General features: G+C 32.9%; 2 protein-coding genes. One reads left to right on the top strand and one right to left on the bottom strand.

The annotated features are described in order from the left end of the window. Positions 1-31: 31 nt before the first annotated feature. A complete protein-coding gene (locus N6G83_RS54260; RefSeq protein WP_052685777.1) occupies positions 32-631 on the bottom strand; it encodes a hypothetical protein in 600 nt (199 codons plus the stop codon). A 724-nt stretch (positions 632-1,355) separates the two neighbouring features. Here N6G83_RS54260 and mobV point away from each other — a divergent pair. Beyond that, positions 1,356-1,943, top strand: a 588-nt coding sequence (gene mobV, locus N6G83_RS54265) for a MobV family relaxase (RefSeq protein WP_260524426.1), incomplete at its 3' end; no start/stop codon positions are given.

Below are 1,943 nucleotides of genomic sequence, written 5' to 3' on the forward strand. Positions count from 1 at the left end.
AGTGAAAAATTTCCCGTTGGGTTTTGGTTTTTTAAGCATATCGATCCAATCTTTCATTAATGCTTTTTAAATCTGCTTCTCTTTGTTTTTCTTCTTCCTTAATTCGGATCTCTTTAACAAACCTTGCACGATCGCCATTAAATACAATTGCAGGATTTATATAAAATATGTATTTCTTAACAGACTTTGCGATCATTTTCTTTTCTAATAGTTCTTTTAATCCGCGATAATAAACAGCTTTTGAAATAGTATAATCATATTTTTCAGCTTCTTCCTTTGCTGTTTCGAAATTTAAGTAAATTTCGTCACCGCCGATTTGCTTTTGGTAAATACCCATAATCAAGAAAAATAATTTAAACCCTGTTTGAGTCAAATCGAAATAGAATTTAATTTGACCAGTAAACAGCTTTAAAAATTCCTCTTTATCTACTTCTTGGATTTGTGAAATTGTTGTAGTAAAAACTCCTTCTTCGGTTTCTAATTCAGAACCTCGATCAACAGTTAGCTTTTTCTTTTTAGTATCAATTTCCATATTGAACACGAAAGGATTTTTCTTGTGTTCAATATCAAAATCCTCACTATTTTCAGCATTGTTTAACTGTAAATACTCTATATTATTTTTCTTTTTCATAAACACCTCTCTTTTAGTTTAATTTGTATATTTTTTAAACGGGTTTTTTCTCACTCGATGAGACTCGTTTTCTCATTTTTTAACAGATTTTTGAAACTAGTCAAGAGAGCTAAACTAAATATTTTCTCGTTTTTTCAAAAAAAAACGATACAAATAGTAACTCAGGAGAGACTATTAGTAACTCAGGAGAGAATAAATTCTCTCAGGAGAGAATTTTTTTACATGTGAGAGACTAGACCGTTAGGTTTTACGGGGGTTACAGACCCCTTAAGAATATAAGAAATATAAGATCTAAGAGGATTCAACCTAGTCCCAGCCCTATCTGCAGAACTTGCCAGGCTACGCAAAAGAAAACCCCCTTCCGGGAGATGTGTTTTCGCTACCGCTACAACAGACGTTTCCCGTTCCGGGCAATACATAAGCAATCTGCGCAGATTTCCCTACCGCGCTTCGCTTGGTCAACCCTTCACAAGCCAAAATTAAAATTTTGACTTGCTCAGCGTTCTGTCTTTTTTCTTTTATTGGAAATCGTGAGTAAGGGGAAATTTTAATTTTCCCTTGCGAGGGATTGATCCGTTGACTTTTGTTTTTTTTATTGTAGATGTATTTATAGATTTTCAATTTTGCAGAAAGGTATACTCACTATACCGAGATTTCTCGGTGTGAGCCTGGCAGGGGCCAAAAAGAAAAAAACCTTACTGCTTTTAACGGGAGGTTTTCGAATATGGCTTATGCAATTTTAAGAGTGGAAAAAACAAAAAATACTTCAATCGCCGGGAAAAATTCTCACAATATGCGATTGAGGAAAACACATAATGCAGATCCTAACCTTAAATCCCAAAACCGAATTTTAATCGGTTCTGGTGATTTAAGGACTGATATTAATGCAAGGTTTCAAGCAACCAATGTTAAAGCTCGAAATTCTACTTCTGTTATTTGTAATGAATTAGTATTAACAGCTTCCCCAGAATTTTTTGAAAATAACAAAAAATTGGAGGATTGGATTAAAGTTCAAATGGAATATTTGCAAAGTGAATATGGGGAAAATGCAATTAATGCAGTTTTACACTTGGACGAGCAAACTCCACACATTCACGCCTTTATAACACCAATCGAAAATAAAAACGGAATATATAAACTAAACAATAAATCGTATATGAAAAAATACGAAACAATGCAGGATATATATTTTAAATACAATAAGCCATTGGGTTTAATCCGTGGGATTAAAAAAGAGGTTTCGAATGCAGAATATAAGGAGGTTAAAGAATTTTACAGCGATATTAAAAACATTAAAAATGAAACTAACTTG

The organism is Serratia sp. PL7 (assembly GCF_945957435.1).